Raw genomic sequence first — 18,365 nt, 5'->3', positions numbered from 1 at the left:
TTTCGCCGTTACCAGCGATAGTGCGAGAAGGCGCGGTTGGCTTCCGCCATCCGGTGCACGTCTTCACGCTTCTTGACGGCGTTCCCACGGTTGTTCGACGCATCCAGCAGCTCAGCCGAGAGCCGCTCGGTCATGGTCTTCTCGTTGCGCTCGCGCGCGGCCGAGATCAGCCAGCGGATGCCCAGCGCCTGACGGCGGGTCGAGCGAACTTCGACCGGCACCTGGTAGGTCGCGCCGCCGACGCGGCGGGAGCGAACCTCGATCGTCGGCATGACGTTCTCGAGCGCCTGCTCGAACACGCCGAGCGGGTTCTGCTTGGTCTTGGATTCGATGATGCCGAACGCACCGTAGACGATACCTTCCGCGACCGACTTCTTGCCGGCGTACATCACCGAGTTCATGAACTTCGTGACGATGATGTTCCCGAACTTCGGATCGGGAAGAACTTCGCGCTTTTCCGCTGAGTGGCGACGAGACATTGAGCTGGTTCCCGCTTACTTCGGACGCTTCGCGCCGTACTTCGAACGACGCTGCTTACGGTTCTTGACGCCCTGGGTATCCAGAACGCCGCGGAGGATGTGGTAGCGCACGCCGGGCAAGTCCTTGACGCGGCCGCCGCGGATCATGACCACCGAGTGCTCCTGGAGGTTATGACCCTCGCCGGGGATGTAGCCGATCACCTCGAAACCGTTGGTCAAGCGCACCTTGGCGACCTTACGAAGCGCCGAGTTCGGCTTCTTCGGGGTCGTGGTGTAGACGCGGGTGCAAACACCACGCTTCTGCGGCGACTGCTGCAGCGCCGGCACCTTCTTGCGCGACTTCTGCACTTCCCGCGGTTGAGCGATCAGCTGGTTGATCGTCGGCATCCTGGCCTTACCCTTTTGTTCTGCCGCGGCCCCTTCCGGGCCCGCTGTCTTGCCGCGGCCCGTTGCCGGGACCGCAAATTCTTTCGAGCCACCCGCCCGACGGGGCCGCCCTGCGCAAATCAATCCGCGCAAAGCGAAATTGCGCCAACCGCTCCATCAACGAGCGGAAAGCGCTTCGACGCCACAGAGGACCGCAGTAGTTAGACCGGTCAGCACAATGCCGCGGCCCGCGCACTGAGGTCATGCATCCGAGTTCGATCTCATGAGAACGTGCTCAAGAGAACTAAAATCGCACTGGCATTGCCTAGCTATGATCGACAGCGTTTGAGCGGCATTCGTCGAGGTTGGTGCCCGCCTTTACGACCCTTGTGGATCTAGTCCTTGGGGATCAAACGGGTGGCCCGTTCCGACGCTGGCGATGCTCACCGCCTGTCGTTAAGTGAGGCGCTTTCTATAAGTGAGAATCGGTCAAGTCAAGGTGAAACGACAGTCACAAAGCGCTTCAGCGCCTGCAAAAATAGCCTCTTGGCCGCCTCCCCGCGCCTGCCTGAGATGGGGACGAAGCGGTTGGTCTACCAGATCCGAAGGAAATTATACCCGGACAAAATGTAGTTTTATTATCAAAACTGTGGGCTTTTTCCTGCCCATGCACAAATCCGCTGGCTGGCGGCGGTTTTCCAGCTTCCCTGGCGTGCCGCGATGCCCGGTCTCGCGGGGATTTCGGCAGTACTGGTCGACCCGCGACGGGCCGATGCGCCCAAGCCAAATATCGAAAAAGTCCGCGGCTTGGCGCCGGCCGAACGCCTTGCGTCAGGGAATCACTGAGTCGGTGCTGGGCCACGCATGCTTGGGCGACGAGACATGGATAGGACACGGCGCTCCCTCCGGAGCCGAACGCCCCCGGTCACTCCTCCCCGTCATCCTCATCATCCTCGAGGTCGTCTTCATCCTCGTCGTCATCGTCGTCCGCGTGAGCCGCCGCGCCATGGGGCTGGTGAATCTGATCGTTCCACAGCTTGCGATAGGTGCCGTTCCTGGCGAGCAACTCCGCATGGGAGCCGCGCTCGATCGCCTTGCCACCTGAAATCACGATGATCTCGTCCATCTCGACCACCGAGGCCAGGCGGTGGGTCGACCAGATCATGGTGCGGCCCTTGGCGACCTTCAGCAGCGTGCGGTTGATCGCGGCTTCCGTGGTCTGGTCGAGCGCCGAGGTGGCTTCGTCCAGCAGCAGCACGGACGGGTTACGGATGATTGCGCGCGCGATCGCGATGCGCTGGCGCTGGCCGCCTGAGAGCGTTTCGCCGCGCTCGCCGACCGGCGTGTCGTATCGCTGCGGCAGACCCATGATGTAGCGGTGGATCTCGGCCTTCTTGGCCGCCTCCTCCACCTCTTCGTCGGTCGCGCCCTCCTTGCCGAGCCGGATGTTCTCGCGGATCGACATGTTGAACAGCATGTTCTCCTGGAACACCACCGCCATGCTCCGGCGCAGCGAATCCAGCGTCACCTTGCGGACGTCGACACCATCGATGGTGACGCGACCTTCGTCGGGCACGTAGAGCCGCAGGATCAGATTGAGCAGCGTGCTCTTGCCGGAGCCTGACGGTCCGACGATGGCGATGCGCTTGCCGGCCTTGAGCTTGAGGCTGAGATTGTCCAGCACCGGCGTCTGGCTACCTTCGTATTGGAACGTCACGCGGTCGAAGGTGATGTCGTTGGTGATGCGCGGCAGGTCGGGCGCGCCGGGGCGATCGGCACCGCGCGTCGGCTCGTCGAGCAGCTCCTGGATGTGCCGGATCGCAGCGGCCGAGGAGATCGACACCGGGATGAAATGCATCACATGGGCGATATTGTAGGAAACCTCCCAGAACGCGCTCTCGAAGGTGACGAAGGTGCCGATGGTGATCTGGCCCTTGGTTGCCAGATATGCACCGATCGCGAGCACGACCAGGTGCAGGAGCAGCACCGAGATGGTGACCGTCCGCTCCACCATGGTCGACAGGAACGCGGCCGAGGCGATCTTGTTGCGCGTCTCGTCGTTGCGGAAGGTGAAGAAGCCGAACATCTTGCGCTGCAGGCTGAACGCCTTGATCACGGCCTGGGCCGCCACGTTCTCCTGCACCATGCCGAGCAGCGCGCTCTCGTTGAGCTTCTGCTCGTAATTGGCCTGCACCGCCTTCGGGGTGAGGATGCGTGGGCCGATCAGCGTGATCGGGAACACCAGCAGCGCGACCACCGCGAGCTGCCAGTTCAGGAACACCATCAGGATGATGCCGGCGATCAGTTCCAGAAACGGCAGCGCTGCGCTGTTGGCAAAGCTCTTGACCGAGCCTTCGAAGGCCGAAAGATCGACGGAAAAGCGCGACAGGATCTCGCCGCGCTTGGTGCGGCCGAAATAGGCCGCCGGCAGATCCTGGACATGCTCGAACAGGCGTTTGCGCACGTCGGAAATGATGCAGGCAGCGAGCCGCGCGTCCCAGCGCTCGTACCAGACCGCCACGATCGAGGTGAAGATGCCGGCGGCCGCGAGCACGCCGAGGATCTTGTAAAGAGCCTGGAAGTCCTCCTCGCCGAGCGCGTCGTCGATCAGGTACTTCAGGCTGAGCGGCATGATGACGTTGAACAGCGTCTCGACGCAGACGCCGAACGCAACGAATGACAACATCCGCTTGTAGTTGGTCAGATAGGGCCTGACGAACCCGACGATGGTGGCGAGCGCGCCGGCGGCCTCGCGCGCGGTAAAGACGACGAGGTCCTCGTCCTCATCCTCGTCATCGAGCTCCAGCTCGTCCTCGCCCTGGTTGTCCTCCTCGTCTTCGAGTTCCGGCTTCGCGGTGGCGGCGAGCTTGTCGTCGAGCTCGGCCGCCTCTTCCGCGGCGAGCTTCTGTTTGTCGGGCGAGAGGGGCTTGGACGCCATGAAACCAACCGATGCTGACGGCCGGCATGACCGCAGAGAAAGCAGGAATAGCGGCTGCCGCTATTGCACCGATTCTATGCCATCAAGTTGAATTCGGCAAAGCAATTGGCGAAGGCGCCCGACGTCTTGGCTAGTCGTCGTCCTCGACCTTGTCGAAGAAGGAATAGCGCAAGCTGTCAGCGTCGGCGTACCACTGGCCCGGCCCCTTGCTCGCGGCGAGCGTCGCCTCCCAGAGCGCATCGGTGCAGTCCTTGCGGTGCATCGACAGATCGAAGCCGTTGCCGAAGAACAGTTCGGACCATTCCCACCAGGTGCCGAGCTTCTTGACCCCGCGCAGCAGGTCGTAGCGGTCGATCAGTGCCGGCGCCATGTCCGACGTGATCGAGCCGAACACGAGGCCGGTCTTGACCACACGATTCAGCTCGCGGATCGCGCGGACCACCTGCTTCGGCGAAACGTGGCAGAGGCTGGTCTCGAACACGAAGTCGAACGCACCGTCCTTGAACGGCATGTCGGTGATCGAGCCGAGCTTGTTGTACTTCTTCAGCGCCTTCGGCGTTTTGGCGTGGATGGCGCGGTTGTTCTCGATTCCCCATGCATCGATGCCGCGATCGCGCAGCGCACCGACCAGCTCGCCGCTGGCAGAGCCCGCGACCAGCAGCTTGGCGCCCTTCGCCTCGCCCCAGACGATGCCGATCAGCCTCGTGAGATAATCGGGATCGGTGAAGTGGCGCCACGCCTCGTCATAGGGACCAAGGCCGCGATAGTTCTCGAAATAATCGCGGTCGATCTTGTCGGAGAGCGGCTTGTCCTCCTGCGCGCGCTCGCGCCGCAGGCGCATCATCTCGGTCAGGATGATGTCAGTCGCCGCATCCGAGGAGTCGAGCAGACCATTCAGCGTCGAGTCGAATAGGTAGTCGCCGACGACCACGATGCCGGGATGCTGCTTCGGCTCGGGCCGGTGATTGGTCATGACGTCGCGCACCGGCAGACCGCCCGGCAGCGCGTTCACCGACGACAGCCAGCGGTGGATCTTGCCTTCCACAAAATGCAAACGCGCATCGCCGAGCGATGCCGGCAGCGATTTCAGCGCCGCATCGATCAGCTCCTGATCCGACAGATTGGCGAAGGCCAGCGCGTCGGAGCCGGGAATGAGCCAGTTCAAGACGCCGTGCTTGCCGACGTCGTGGCGCGCGCCCTCGTTGTAGACGCAGCAGCCGCCGAAGGCTTCCGACATGAACCAGGCGCCGGGAATCCTCTCGCCCCAGAACGGCGAGTCGAACAGAATCGAGACGCGCAAGTAGTGCGCCGGGCGATCGAAGTATGAGACGTGCTTGACCATCGACTTGCGCAGCTGCTCGCCTTCCCAGCCGACGGTCGCGAGCCAGGAATGCGGCAGGCACATCAGCACGAGATCGAAGTCGCGCGTTTCGGGCCCCTTGCCGTTCATCATCTTGAGTTGATAACGGCCGGTCGGCGCCTTGCCGACGGTAAGCACCCGGTGATTGAGCTGGATGTCGGCATTGACCTCCGACTGCAGGCACTCGATCAGCTGCTCGTTGCCGTTCTGGATGGAATAGAGGCCGATATAGCCGTCGACGTCCATCAGATAGTTCTTGAGCGCGTTGAGGCCGTTGGTGTTGTGGCTCTCGGTCGCGATGTCCGAGCGCGCCATGACCTTGAAGAAACGCTTTGCCGTCTCGTCCTCGACCTCCTCATCGAGCACCTGCTCGGCGGTCTTGTAGGCCCAGGGGTTCTCGTTGTCGTGCGCGCCGACGCCTTCGTAATACTCGATCGGCGACATCACCTCGGTGCAGCGCTTGCGGAACGCCTCGATCGCGGCCGCGGTCTTGGCGCCGTATTTGCGGCGCATGCCAGCGATGTCGTTGAGGAGCTCGCCGCCGAACTGCACCTGCTCGGCATCCATCGGAATGGTCTGAAGCCCGAAATGCTGGATCAGCTCGCGCAGCGGATCGGGCCCGGTCATCGAGTAGTCGTAGATCTCGGCAACGCCAGCCTCGTACATCGCGGGCGCGGAATCGAATTTGCGCGTGACGATCTTGCCGCCGAGCCGGTCGGACGCCTCGAAGATGGTGACGCGGCAGAGGTCGCCGAGCTTGCGCTTAAGATACCAGGCGCTCATCAGCCCGCCGGGGCCGCCGCCTACGATTGCGAGATCAAGCATGTGAGTTCCGTGGTCTCCGGCCCTGCCCCCGTCACGGGACCACCGGTCTAAGCTCTCCTAGCAGAAGCTCTTTTGCGGCTGAAGGAAAGATGAACAAAGACTGATCCCGCATAGCAACAAACACAGAAAGCAGCAAAAAGGCCGGCAAAAGCCGGCCTTTTCATTGTCCTCGGTATTCTTACGGATGAACCATCATTCCGCCGGCGGCAGCGCCATCGGCTCCGCTTCCGGCGCGGGCGACACGACGGCCGCCTGCTTCTCGCGCTCGTCCAGGATCAGCTTGTCGCGCTTCATGGCGACTTCGCGGATCTTGGCCATGGAGGCGCCGGTGCCCGCCGGGATCAGCCGGCCGACGATGACGTTCTCCTTGAGGCCTTCGAGCGGATCGATCTTGCCGTTGACCGCCGCTTCCGTGAGGACGCGGGTGGTCTCCTGGAACGAGGCCGCCGAGAAGAATGAGCGGGTCTGAAGGCTCGCCTTGGTGATGCCGAGCAGAACCGGCGTCCCCGTGGCGGGCTTCTTGCCCTCTTCCTTGGCCTTCTCGTTCAGCGCGTCGAACTCGATCTTGTCGACCTGCTCGCCGGAGATCATGTCCGTGTCGCCCTGGTCGGTGACTTCCACCTTCTGGAGCATCTGACGGACAATCACCTCGATGTGCTTGTCGTTGATGAGCACGCCCTGGAGCCGGTAGACCTCCTGGATTTCGTTGACCAGGTAAGCCGCAAGCTCCTCGATGCCCTTCACCGCAAGAATGTCGTGCGGCGCCGGGTTGCCTTCCACGATGAAGTCGCCCTTTTCGACGACGTCGCCGTCCTGAAGGTGGATGTGCTTGCCCTTCGGGATCAGGTACTCGCGCGGCTCCTCGGTCTTGTCCATCGGCTCGATCGAGATGCGACGCTTGTTCTTGTAGTCGCGTCCGAACCGGATAGTGCCCGCGATTTCGGCGATGATCGCCGCATCCTTCGGACGCCGTGCCTCGAACAGTTCCGCCACCCGCGGCAGACCGCCGGTGATGTCACGCGTCTTGGCGCTTTCGGTCGAGACACGGGCGAGGATGTCGCCCGGATTGACCTTGGCTCCGACGTCGACCGAGAGAATGGCGTCGACCGACAGCATGTAGCGGGCATCGCCGCCACGGGGGAGCTTGAGCACCTTGCCGTCCTTGCCCTTGACCACGATGGCCGGACGCAGGTCCGAGCCGCCGCGGGTCGAGCGCCAGTCGATAACCACGCGCTTGGCGATACCGGTGGCCTCGTCCAGCGTTTCCGAGATCGATTGCCCCTCGACCAGATCCTCGAAGCCGATCGTACCTTCGACTTCGGTGAGGAGCGGACGGGTGTAGGGATCCCACTCGACGACGCGCTGGCCGCGCTTGACCATGTCGCCTTCGTCCACGTGCAGACGCGAGCCGTACTGGACACGGTGCGTCGCACGCTCGGTGCCGTCGGCATCGACGATCGCCACCACCATGTTGCGCACCATCGCGATCAGGTGACCTTCGCTGTTGCGGGCGATGGCCTTGTTCCGGATCACGATCTTGCCGTCGAAGTTGGCTTCGACGAAGGACTGCTCGTTGAGCTGCGCCGCACCGCCGATGTGGAAGGTGCGCATGGTCAGCTGGGTGCCCGGCTCACCGATCGACTGCGCCGCGATGACGCCGACGGCTTCACCGTGGTTGACCGGCGTGCCGCGGGCGAGGTCGCGGCCGTAGCACTTGCCGCAGATGCCGTTGACGAGCTCGCAGGTCAGCGCCGAGCGGATCTTCACCTCCTGCACACCACCCTGCTGGATGGCGTCCAGATGGCTCTCTTCCATCAGCGTGTCGCGCTTGATGATCACCTTGCCCGAGCTGTCACGGATGTCTTCGCAGGCCGTGCGTCCAAGGATGCGCGAGCCGAGCGAAGCCACCACGGTGCCGGCGTCGACGATGGCGCGCATCTTGATGCCGAGCTTGGTGCCGCAGTCACTCTGCGTGATGATGCAGTCCTGCGCCACGTCGACGAGACGACGGGTCAGGTAGCCCGAGTTCGCAGTCTTCAACGCGGTGTCCGCGAGGCCCTTGCGGGCGCCGTGGGTCGAGTTGAAGTACTCGAGAACCGAGAGGCCTTCCTTGAAGTTCGAGATGATCGGCGTCTCGATGATCTCACCCGACGGCTTGGCCATCAGGCCGCGCATGCCGGCGAGCTGGCGCATCTGGGCCGGCGAACCGCGGGCACCGGAGTGAGCCATCATGTAGATCGAGTTGATGTCGGCATCGGCCCCGCTCGCCGTCTTCTTGGTGGCGGAGATCTCCTTCATCATCGCCTTGGCGATTTCTTCCGTGGCCTTCGACCAGGCGTCGACGACCTTGTTGTACTTCTCGCCATGGGTGATCAGGCCGTCGTTGTACTGCTGCTCGAAATCCTTCGCCAACGTACGGGTGGTATCGACGATCTTCCACTTGCCGTGCGGCACGACCATGTCGTCCTTGCCGAACGAGATGCCGGCCTTGAACGCGTTGTAGAAGCCGAGCGCCATGATGCGGTCGCAGAAGATCACCGTCTCCTTCTGGCCGCAGTGACGGTAGACCTGGTCGATCACGCCCGAGATCTCGCGCTTGGTCATCAGCTTGTTGATGATCTCGTACGAGATGCGCGGGTTCTTCGGCAGCAGATTGCCGAGCATGACGCGGCCGGCGGTGGTCTCGATCCAGCGCTTGGAGACCTTGCCGGTCTCGTCCATGCCTTCCCACCGGTACTTGATCTTGGTGTGGAGGTGGATGACCTTCGCATGCAGGGCGTGCTCGAGCTCGGCCATGTCGCCGAACACCTTGCCCTCGCCGGGCAGGCCTTCACGCATGATCGAGACGTAGTAGAGACCGAGCACGATGTCCTGCGACGGCACGATGATCGGCTGACCGTTCGCCGGATGCAGGATGTTGTTGGTCGACATCATCAGGACGCGCGCTTCCAGCTGCGCTTCGAGCGACAGCGGAACGTGCACGGCCATCTGATCACCGTCGAAGTCGGCGTTGAACGCGGAGCAGACCAGCGGGTGCAGCTGGATCGCCTTGCCCTCGATCAGCACGGGCTCGAACGCCTGGATGCCGAGTCGGTGCAGCGTCGGTGCGCGGTTGAGCAGCACCGGATGCTCGCGGATGACCTCGTCCAGGATGTCCCAGACCTCGGGCCGCTCCTTCTCGACCAGCTTCTTGGCCTGCTTCACGGTGGTGGACAGGCCCTTGGCGTCAAGCCGCGAGTAGATGAACGGCTTGAACAGCTCGAGCGCCATCTTCTTCGGCAGGCCGCACTGATGCAGACGCAGCTCGGGACCGACCACGATCACCGAACGGCCCGAATAGTCGACGCGCTTGCCGAGCAGGTTCTGACGGAAGCGGCCCTGCTTGCCCTTGAGCATGTCGGCGAGCGACTTCAGCGGGCGCTTGTTGGCGCCGGTGATGACGCGGCCGCGGCGGCCGTTGTCGAACAGCGCATCGACCGCTTCCTGAAGCATGCGCTTCTCGTTGCGGATGATGATGTCGGGCGCGCGCAGCTCCATCAGCCGCTTCAAGCGGTTGTTGCGGTTGATGACGCGACGGTAGAGGTCGTTGAGGTCCGAGGTCGCGAAGCGGCCGCCGTCCAGCGGCACCAGCGGACGCAGGTCCGGCGGGATCACCGGGACCACGGTCATGATCATCCATTCCGGCTTGTTGCCGGAGTGGCGGAACGCTTCCACGATCTTCAGGCGCTTGGCGAGCTTCTTGTGCTTGATGTCGGAGTCGGTCTCCTGCATCTCGACGCGCAAGGAGGCCTCGAGCTTCTCGAGGTCCATGCCCTTGAGCAGCTCGCGGATCGCTTCCGCGCCGATCATGGCGGTGAAGGAATCCTGGCCGTACTCGTCCTGCGCCTTCAGATACTCGTCTTCCGACAAGAGCTGACGGTCCTTCAGCGCGGTCAGGCCCGGCTCCAGCACGACGTAGTATTCGAAATAGAGGATCCGCTCGAGATCCTTCAGCGTCATGTCCAGCAGGAGGCCGATGCGCGAGGGCAGCGACTTCAGGAACCAGATGTGGGCGACGGGGGCTGCGAGCTCGATATGGCCCATACGCTCGCGCCGGACGCGCGACAGCGTGACCTCGACCGAGCATTTCTCGCAGATGATGCCCTTGTACTTCATGCGCTTGTACTTGCCGCACAAGCACTCGTAGTCCTTGATCGGCCCGAAGATGCGGGCGCAGAACAGGCCGTCGCGCTCCGGCTTGAAGGTACGGTAGTTGATGGTCTCCGGCTTCTTGATCTCGCCGTAGGACCAGGACAGAATCTTTTCTGGAGACGCGATCGAGATCCGGATCTGGTCGAAGACCTGAGCCGGCGTCGTCGGATTGAAGAGATTCATAATTTCTTGGTTCATCGTCTTCTCCTCGCGTGCCGGTCGCCTCCGGCCGCAAATTCGAAAATCACTTAGCGGGGCGCCCTGCCCCTCAAGGCCTCAGGCGGGGCGCCAACGCCCGGCCGCGAAGGCCGGGCATGACAGGTCGAATTACTCGGCCGCTTCCGACGTCGGCGCCGGTCCCATCTTGGAGTTGTGCAGGTCGACGTTGAGGCCGAGCGAGCGCATTTCCTTGACCAGCACGTTGAAGGATTCCGGAATACCAGCCTCGAACGTGTCGTCGCCGCGCACGATCGCCTCGTACACCTTGGTGCGGCCGGCGACGTCGTCCGACTTCACCGTCAGCATCTCCTGGAGCGTGTACGCCGCGCCGTAAGCCTCGAGCGCCCACACCTCCATTTCGCCGAAGCGCTGGCCGCCGAACTGCGCCTTGCCGCCCAGCGGCTGCTGGGTGACGAGCGAGTACGGACCGATCGAACGCGCGTGGATCTTGTCGTCGACGAGATGGTGCAGCTTGAGCATGTAGATATAGCCCACCGTCACCTTGCGATCGAACGGATCGCCGGTGCGGCCGTCATAGACGGTCGACTGACCCGAAGCGTCGAGACCGGCGAGCTTCAGCATCTCCTCGATGTCGGCTTCCTTGGCGCCGTCGAACACCGGCGTCGCGATCGGCACGCCGCGGCTCAAGTTGTGGCCGAGCTCGATCAGTTCGTTGTCGTTGAGCGACTTGATCGTCTCGTCCTCGCCGTAGACCTTCTTCAAGGTTTCCTTCAACGGTTTGATGTCCTGCTTCGACAGGTACGCATCGACCGTCTGGCCGATACGCTTGCCGAGGCCGGCGCAGGCCCAGCCGAGATGGGTCTCGAGGATCTGTCCGACGTTCATGCGCGAGGGCACGCCCAGCGGATTGAGCACGATGTCGGCATGCGTGCCGTCTTCGAGGAACGGCATGTCCTCGATCGGCACGATCTTCGACACCACGCCCTTGTTGCCGTGGCGGCCGGCCATCTTGTCGCCGGGCTGGATCTTGCGCTTAACCGCGACGAAGACCTTGACCATCTTCATCACGCCGGGCGGCAATTCGTCACCGCGCTGAAGCTTCTCGACCTTGTCGAGGAAGCGCTGTTCCAGCCCCTTCTTCGACTCGTCGTACTGCTTCCGCATGGCCTCGATCTCGGCCATCAGCTTGTCGTTCGGGGAGGCGAACAGCCACCACTGCGACTTCGGGTACTCCTCGAGCACCGCACGGGTGATCTTTGTGTCTTTCTTGAAGCCCTTCGGACCGGCGATGCCCTGCCGTCCCTCGAGCAGCTCGGCAAGACGGTTGTAGACGTTGCGGTCGAGGATCGCCTGCTCGTCGTCGCGGTCCTTGGCCAGACGCTCGATCTCTTCCCGCTCGATCGCCAGCGCACGCTCGTCCTTGTCGACGCCGTGACGGTTGAACACGCGCACTTCGACGATCGTGCCCTGCACGCCCGGAGGGACGCGCAGCGAAGTGTCGCGAACGTCGGATGCCTTCTCGCCGAAGATGGCGCGCAGGAGCTTCTCTTCCGGCGTCATCGGGCTTTCGCCCTTCGGCGTGATCTTGCCGACCAGGATGTCGCCGGCGCGCACTTCCGCACCGATGTAGACGATACCGGCTTCGTCGAGGTTCTTCAGCGCTTCTTCCGAGACGTTCGGAATGTCGCGGGTGATTTCCTCAGGTCCGAGCTTGGTGTCGCGGGCCATCACCTCGAACTCCTCGATGTGGATCGAGGTGAAGACGTCTTCTTTCACGATCCGCTCGGAGAGCAGGATCGAGTCTTCGAAGTTGTATCCGTTCCACGGCATGAACGCGACCAGCACGTTGCGGCCGAGCGCGAGCTCGCCGAGATCGGTCGAGGGACCGTCGGCGATGATGTCGCCCTTCTTCACGATGTCGCCGACCTTCACCAGCGGACGCTGGTTGATGCAGGTCGACTGGTTGGAGCGTTGATACTTCATCAACCGGTAGATATCGACGCCCGACTTGGTCGGATCGAGATCTTCCGTGGCGCGGATGACGACGCGGGTCGCATCGATCTGGTCGATCACGCCCGAACGGCGCGCCGCGATCGCAGCACCCGAGTCACGCGCAACCACGCCTTCCATGCCGGTGCCGACGAACGGCGCCTCGGCGCGGACCAGCGGCACCGCCTGGCGCTGCATGTTCGAGCCCATCAGCGCGCGGTTGGCGTCGTCGTTCTCGAGGAACGGGATCAGCGCCGCGGCCACCGAAACGAGCTGCTTCGGCGACACGTCCATGTAGTCGACCTTGTCCGGCGTCACCGGCAAGACTTCGCCGGCGTGACGGCAGACCACGAGGTCTTCGGTGAAGCGGCCCTTCGGGTCGAGCGGCACGTTGGCCTGCGCGACCGTGTAGCGGCCCTCCTCCATCGCCGAGAGGTACACGACCTCGTCGGTGACGCGGCCGTCCTTGACCTTGCGGTACGGCGTCTCGACGAAGCCATACTTGTTCACGCGCGCGAAGGTCGCGAGCGAGTTGATCAGGCCGATGTTCGGACCTTCCGGCGTCTCGATCGGGCAGATGCGGCCGTAATGCGTCGGATGCACGTCGCGCACTTCGAAGCCGGCGCGCTCGCGGGTCAGACCGCCCGGTCCGAGCGCCGAGAGGCGCCGCTTGTGGGTGATCTCGCTGAGCGGGTTGGTCTGGTCCATGAACTGCGAGAGCTGCGAGGAGCCGAAGAACTCGCGCACGGCGGCAGCCGCCGGCTTGGCGTTGATCAGGTCCTGCGGCATCACCGTGTCGATGTCGACCGAGGACATGCGCTCCTTGATCGCACGCTCCATGCGCAGGAGGCCAATGCGGTACTGGTTCTCCATGAGCTCGCCGACCGAACGCACACGGCGGTTGCCGAGATGGTCGATGTCGTCGATCTCGCCCTTGCCGTCGCGCAGGTCCACCAGCGTCTTGATGACGGAGAGGATGTCTTCCTTGCGCAGCGTGCGCTGGGTATCGGGCGCATCGAGGTCGAGGCGCATGTTCATCTTGACGCGGCCGACCGCAGAGAGATCGTAGCGCTCGGCGTCGAAGAACAGCGACTGGAACATGGCCTGCGCCGATTCCAGCGTCGGCGGCTCGCCGGGACGCATGACGCGATAGATGTCGAACAGCGCGTCCTCACGCGTCATGTTCTTGTCGGCCGACAGCGTGTTGCGGATGTAGGGACCGACATTGACGTGGTCGATGTCGAGCAGCGGCAGCTCCTTGTAGCCCTGCTCGTTGAGCGCCTTCATCAGCTTGTCGGTGATTTCCTCACCGGCTTCAGCATGGATCTCGCCCGTCTTCGGGTTGACGAGGTCCTCGGCGACGTAGTTGCCGACCAGCTCCTCATCGGCCATGCGCAGCGCCTTCAGCCCCTTCTCCTGGAGCTGGCGGGCGGCACGGACGGTGAGCTTCTTGCCGGCCTCGAGCACCACCTTGCCGGTATCGGCGTCGATCAAATCGTTGACGGTCGAATAGCCGCGGAAGCGGTTGGCGTCGAACGGAACGCGCCAGCCTTCCTTGGTCCGCTTGTAGAGGATCCTCTTATAGAACGTGGACAGGATCGCCTCGCCGTCGAGGCCGAGCGCGAACATCAGCGACGTCACCGGAATCTTGCGGCGACGGTCGATACGCGCATAGACGATGTCCTTGGCGTCGAACTCGATGTCGAGCCAGGAGCCGCGATACGGGATCACGCGAGCGGCGAACAGCAGCTTGCCCGAGGAATGGGTCTTGCCCTTGTCGTGATCGAAGAACACGCCGGGCGAACGGTGCATCTGCGAGACGATGACGCGCTCGGTGCCGTTGACGATGAAGGTGCCGTTCATCGTCATGAGCGGGATGTCGCCCATGTAGACGTCCTGCTCCTTGATGTCCTTCACCGACTTCGCGCCGGTTTCCTCGTCGATATCGAACACGATGAGGCGCAGCGTCACCTTGAGGGGAGCCGCGAAGGTCATGCCGCGCTGGCGGCACTCGTCGACGTCGTATTTCGGTTGCTCGAACTCGTAGCGGACGAATTCCAGCATCGAGGTGCCCGAGAAGTCGGAGATCGGAAACACCGAGCGGAACACCGCCTGCAGACCCTCGTCGAGACGGCCACCCTGGGGCTCGTCGACCATCAGGAACTGGTCATAGGACGCCTTCTGAACCTCGATGAGGTTCGGCATCTCGGCGACTTCCTTGATGTGTCCGAAAAACTTGCGAACGCGTTTGCGACCGGTGAATGTCTGCTGCGCCATCGTGGCCTCTCATTTCGTCGCCCGCTCTGGGCGCGCCGTCCGGAACGCGGCTGCCACCGCTCCCCGGGTTGAATTTTTCGAACCCGTCTTGGGGGCCGGAAGCTCAGTTTCAGGCGGGAATGTCCTGAATCTGTTCTTCAGACCTTCAAAACGCAAAACGACGCGCGGGGCGCAGAAGCGCGCCCGCCCGTCACAACGATCGTCTTCACGGACTGCAAAAGCCCGAAATAGCCTGCTCTCCCAACGGCTTACAGGGAAATCCGGCATCCCTGCCCACCGCGCTTTCGTGCTGCCGACCCGATATGGGGCGACAATAATGGAGATTCGAGGGGTAAACCCTCAAATCCCCACACTTTTTCGTGTTCGGCCTGCGTCGGGACGCTCCGTCGCACGCCTTTTGCATCCGGCCCACCCCTTCGATGGAGGCGAACCAAGATCCCGGGTCGCGCCGATGCTCGCCCGGGACCTCGCCAGTAAGCTTCCGCTTACTTGAGCTCGACCTTGGCGCCAGCCTTCTCGATCTGCGCCTTGATCTTCTCGGCCTCTTCCTTGTTCACGCCTTCCTTCAGCGGCTTCGGAGCACCCTCGACGAGGTCCTTGGCTTCCTTCAGGCCGAGACCGGTGATGGCGCGGACTTCCTTGATGACCTCGATCTTCTTGTCGCCGGCGCTGGCGAGAACGACCGTGAACTCGGTCTTCTCTTCAGCCGGAGCGGCAGCGCCGCCGCCAGCGGCCGGACCGGCCACGGCGACAGCCGCGGCAGCCGAAACGCCCCACTTCTCTTCGAGGAGCTTCGCGAGTTCGGCAGCTTCGAGCACGGTGAGGCTCGAGAGGTCGTCAACGATCTTCTGCAAGTCAGCCATTGTTCAGTTTCCTTACGTGTAAGTCTGGTTCGGGTTTGAGTTTTGCGAAGGGCGTCAGGCCGCTTCGCCCTTTGAGGCATGAGCCTGGATGACGCGCGCGAGCTTGCCCGCGGGCGCGTTGGCGAGCTGAGCGAGCTTGGTCGCCGGGGCCACGATGAGGCCGACGATCTTGCCGCGCAGTTCGTCAAGCGACGGCAGTGAGGCAAGCGCCTTCACCCCGTCGACATTCAGGACGGTCTTGCCCATCGAGCCGCCGATGATGACGAACTTTTCGTTCGCCTTGGCGAATTCGATGGCGACCTTCGGCGCCGCTACCGGATCGTTGGAAGTCGCGATCACTGTCGGCCCCTTCAGCATGGGGCCAATGGCAACGACGTCAGTGCCTTCAAGAGCAATTTTGGCGAGACGGTTCTTCGAGACCTTCACCGAGGCGCCAGCCTGCTTCATCTGCATGCGCAGCTTCTGCATCTGGGCAACGGTGAGGCCGGAATATTGAGCAACGATCGCGACGCCCGTGGTCTTGAAGACCTCGTTGAGCTGTTCGACCGCTTCCTTTTTTGCCGCTCGTTCCACAGCAAGCTCTCTCCGGTTGGCGGCCATCGCGAGAAGCGGGACCGCCGGGTTGCACCCATCGTCCCGCCCAAACCTGAACCTCCGGGCCAAAACCCATCGGACACGCCGGGCAAGACGACAATTCAAGCCTGCCCTCCGGGAGCCCATAAGGCCCACGGCGTGTCGAGGTCCGAACCAGACCCGTTTCGCGAAGCCAGCCCTTGAAGCTGGGTGCGAAGTGAAATCCGGTCTTCACCCGTCTATGCAGGCCATGCGATTAAGCCGTTGAGAAATCGAAATTCCCCGCGGGCGCCTGCAGTCTTGGACAGGACAAGGTCAGCCGGCGAACCGCCCGACCTCTGCCCGCATTCCACCAAGTGACGAGGTTTCCTTCCTTTTCCGGGCAAATCCTTGCGGACGTCCTGGAAAGGAATGATCTCCCGCTGCATCGGTTTTCGGAATGCGTGCACGAACGCGCCAGCCGAGGCCGGCACGTCCGGAAGCCGTTCTTTAACCGCTCGGAGCCTGCTTGCCAAGAGCAAAATTCACACCAGTTCCAATCCGTTGCCGGCCGGGCCCGAGGCGGGCCAACAAGAGCCGATTCAGGCCGATTTGACCGCGTAAGGCAGCGGCTTGCCCCCGAAGAATGCGGTGAGGTTCGCCAGGACGCAATTTTGCATGGCGACGTGCGAATCGAGGGTGTGGCCACCAATATGCGGGGCGAGCACCACATTGGGGAGAGCGGTCAGCGCATCGGGCGCGTGCGGTTCCCTTTCGTAGACGTCGAGGCCGGCGCCGGCGATGGTCTTGTCGGTAAGCGCGGCGATCAGAGCCTTTTGGTCGATCACAGAGCCGCGGGAGATGTTGACGATATACCCATCCGCGCCGAGACGCTTCAGGATACCGGCGTCGACCACGTGCTGGGTCTCGGCCCCTGCCCGGACCGCGATCATCAGCACGCCGCACCAGTCGGCGAGCGCTTCCAGCGTCGGGAAATATTGATAAGGCAGATCGTATCTGGTGCGGCTGAAATAGCCGATCTCGCTTTCGAACGCCGCGCAGCGCGCCGCAATCTTGCGGCCGATCTCACCCATGCCGTAGATACCGATCCGGCGGCCGGGCATGCCCGCCTGCGGCCGCATCATCGGCGAGGGTTTTGACGCCGCCCAATCGCCGCTGCGGACATATTGGTCGGCAACCAGGATCCGCCGCGTCGTCGCCAGCATCAGGGTCACCGCGATGTCGGCGACGGAGGCCGCATTGGCACCCGGACTATGGCCGACCGCGATGTTGCGCACGGCGGCCGCCTTCAAGTCGACACCGTCATAGCCGGTGCCGTAGCAGACGATGGCGCCAAGCTTCGGAAACAGATCCATCGCCTCGGCCCCCAGCGGCGTGCCGCCCGCGGTGAGCATCGCGCGGATGCCGCCGAGTTCATCCGCCGAAAACACCTCACGCGCGGGTTTGCCACCGGTGTCGAGCAACTCGAACCGTTCGGCGAAGCGCACCATCATTGTCTTGGGAAAGCGGGAGTAGATCAGGACCTTGTCAGCCATTGTTCTTGTTTCCGGTGAACGCGGTCACAAACGACGAGGGGCGGAATCGGTTGCCCAATTCCGCCCCTCGCCTCATGCAATTTGCAAACCTTAGCCGAGGATGGTGCCCGGCTCGACCTTCACGCCGGGGCCCATCGTCGAGGACACCGCAACGCGCTGGATGTAGGTGCCCTTGGAGCCGGCCGGCTTCGCCTTGGAGACGGCGTCTGCCAGGGCCTTGATGTTCTCGACCAGCTTCTCCTCGGAGAACGAGGCCTTGCCCACGCCGGCCTGCAGGATGCCGGCCTTCTCGACGCGGAACTCGACCGAGCCGCCCTTGGCACCCTTCACCGCGCCGGTGACGTCCATGGTCACGGTGCCGATCTTCGGGTTCGGCATCAGGCCGCGCGGGCCGAGCACCTTACCCAACCGGCCGACCAGCGGCATCATGTCGGGGGTGGCGATGCAGCGGTCGAAATCGATCGAGCCGTTCTGCACCTTCTCGACCAAATCCTCGGCACCGACGACGTCGGCACCCGCAGCCTTGGCCTCATCGGCCTTGGCGCCACGGGCGAACACGCCGACGCGGAGCGTACGGCCGGTGCCATTCGGCAGGGTCACGACGCCGCGGACCATCTGGTCGGCGTGACGCGGATCGACGCCGAGATTGATCGCGACCTCGATGGTCTCGTCGAACTTCGCTTTCGCGCGCTCCTTGACCATCTTGATGGCGTCCGCGAGCGAGTAAAGCTTTTCGCGGTCAATGCCTTCGCGGGCTTTGTTCAAACGCTTTCCGATTGCCATGACCGC

10 protein-coding genes are annotated in these 18,365 nt (G+C 63.2%); all 10 read right to left on the bottom strand.

Going from position 1 to position 18,365, the window contains the following annotated elements:
• Positions 1-8: 8 nt before the first annotated feature.
• Positions 9-479, bottom strand: coding sequence for a 30S ribosomal protein S7 (gene rpsG, locus AAE027_RS04280; RefSeq protein ID WP_008136420.1), 471 nt, complete (start codon positions 477-479; stop codon positions 9-11).
• A 15-nt stretch (positions 480-494) separates the two neighbouring features.
• Positions 495-866, bottom strand: coding sequence for a 30S ribosomal protein S12 (gene rpsL, locus AAE027_RS04275; RefSeq protein WP_007603006.1), 372 nt, complete (start codon positions 864-866; stop codon positions 495-497).
• Positions 867-1,770: 904 nt separating this feature from the next.
• Positions 1,771-3,783: an ABC transporter ATP-binding protein gene (locus AAE027_RS04270; protein ID WP_370985638.1), complete on the bottom strand. Its 2,013-nt coding sequence runs from the start codon at positions 3,781-3,783 to the stop codon at positions 1,771-1,773.
• Between the two features lie 130 nt (positions 3,784-3,913).
• On the bottom strand, positions 3,914-5,968 hold the full coding sequence (locus tag AAE027_RS04265) for an FAD-dependent oxidoreductase (RefSeq protein WP_370985637.1): 2,055 nt from the start codon (positions 5,966-5,968) through the stop codon (positions 3,914-3,916).
• Between the two features lie 192 nt (positions 5,969-6,160).
• Positions 6,161-10,357 (bottom strand): DNA-directed RNA polymerase subunit beta', encoded by a 4,197-nt coding sequence (rpoC, locus tag AAE027_RS04260; RefSeq protein ID WP_091894761.1) that lies wholly within the window; start codon positions 10,355-10,357, stop codon positions 6,161-6,163.
• Positions 10,358-10,486: 129 nt separating this feature from the next.
• Positions 10,487-14,605, bottom strand: coding sequence for a DNA-directed RNA polymerase subunit beta (gene rpoB, locus AAE027_RS04255; RefSeq protein WP_091894763.1), 4,119 nt, complete (start codon positions 14,603-14,605; stop codon positions 10,487-10,489).
• 485 nt (positions 14,606-15,090) lie between these two features.
• The gene (gene rplL / locus AAE027_RS04250) at positions 15,091-15,468 is read right to left on the bottom strand and encodes a 50S ribosomal protein L7/L12 (RefSeq protein ID WP_091894765.1); all 378 of its coding nucleotides are present in this window, start codon (positions 15,466-15,468) and stop codon (positions 15,091-15,093) included.
• A 54-nt stretch (positions 15,469-15,522) separates the two neighbouring features.
• Entirely contained in the window at positions 15,523-16,041 is a 519-nt protein-coding gene (gene rplJ / locus AAE027_RS04245) for a 50S ribosomal protein L10 (RefSeq protein ID WP_091894789.1), read from the bottom strand.
• A gap of 581 nt (positions 16,042-16,622) precedes the next feature.
• The gene (locus tag AAE027_RS04240; RefSeq protein ID WP_370985635.1) at positions 16,623-17,576 is read right to left on the bottom strand and encodes a 2-hydroxyacid dehydrogenase; all 954 of its coding nucleotides are present in this window, start codon (positions 17,574-17,576) and stop codon (positions 16,623-16,625) included.
• A 90-nt stretch (positions 17,577-17,666) separates the two neighbouring features.
• Positions 17,667-18,359 carry a 50S ribosomal protein L1 gene (rplA, locus tag AAE027_RS04235; RefSeq protein ID WP_370985634.1) on the bottom strand — a complete coding sequence of 231 codons (693 nt, stop codon included), beginning with the start codon at positions 18,357-18,359 and terminating at the stop codon, positions 17,667-17,669.
• Between the last annotated feature and the right edge of the window lie 6 nt (positions 18,360-18,365).

Source organism: Bradyrhizobium sp. DN3 (assembly GCF_041357655.1).
Lineage (GTDB): Bacteria > Pseudomonadota > Alphaproteobacteria > Rhizobiales > Xanthobacteraceae > Bradyrhizobium.
This window is presented reverse-complemented; position numbering and strand designations above follow the sequence as displayed.

Coding starts and splice junctions, on each gene's coding strand:
- AAE027_RS04265 (WP_370985637.1), bottom strand. CDS start 5,968: ATGCTTGATCTCGCAATCGTAGGCGGCGGCCCCGGCGGGCTGATGAGC.
- AAE027_RS04270 (WP_370985638.1), bottom strand. CDS start 3,783: ATGGCGTCCAAGCCCCTCTCGCCCGACAAACAGAAGCTCGCCGCGGAA.
- rpoB (WP_091894763.1), bottom strand. CDS start 14,605: ATGGCGCAGCAGACATTCACCGGTCGCAAACGCGTTCGCAAGTTTTTC.
- rplA (WP_370985634.1), bottom strand. CDS start 18,359: ATGGCAATCGGAAAGCGTTTGAACAAAGCCCGCGAAGGCATTGACCGC.
- AAE027_RS04240 (WP_370985635.1), bottom strand. CDS start 17,576: ATGGCTGACAAGGTCCTGATCTACTCCCGCTTTCCCAAGACAATGATG.
- rpoC (WP_091894761.1), bottom strand. CDS start 10,357: ATGAACCAAGAAATTATGAATCTCTTCAATCCGACGACGCCGGCTCAG.
- rpsL (WP_007603006.1), bottom strand. CDS start 866: ATGCCGACGATCAACCAGCTGATCGCTCAACCGCGGGAAGTGCAGAAG.
- rpsG (WP_008136420.1), bottom strand. CDS start 479: ATGTCTCGTCGCCACTCAGCGGAAAAGCGCGAAGTTCTTCCCGATCCG.
- rplL (WP_091894765.1), bottom strand. CDS start 15,468: ATGGCTGACTTGCAGAAGATCGTTGACGACCTCTCGAGCCTCACCGTG.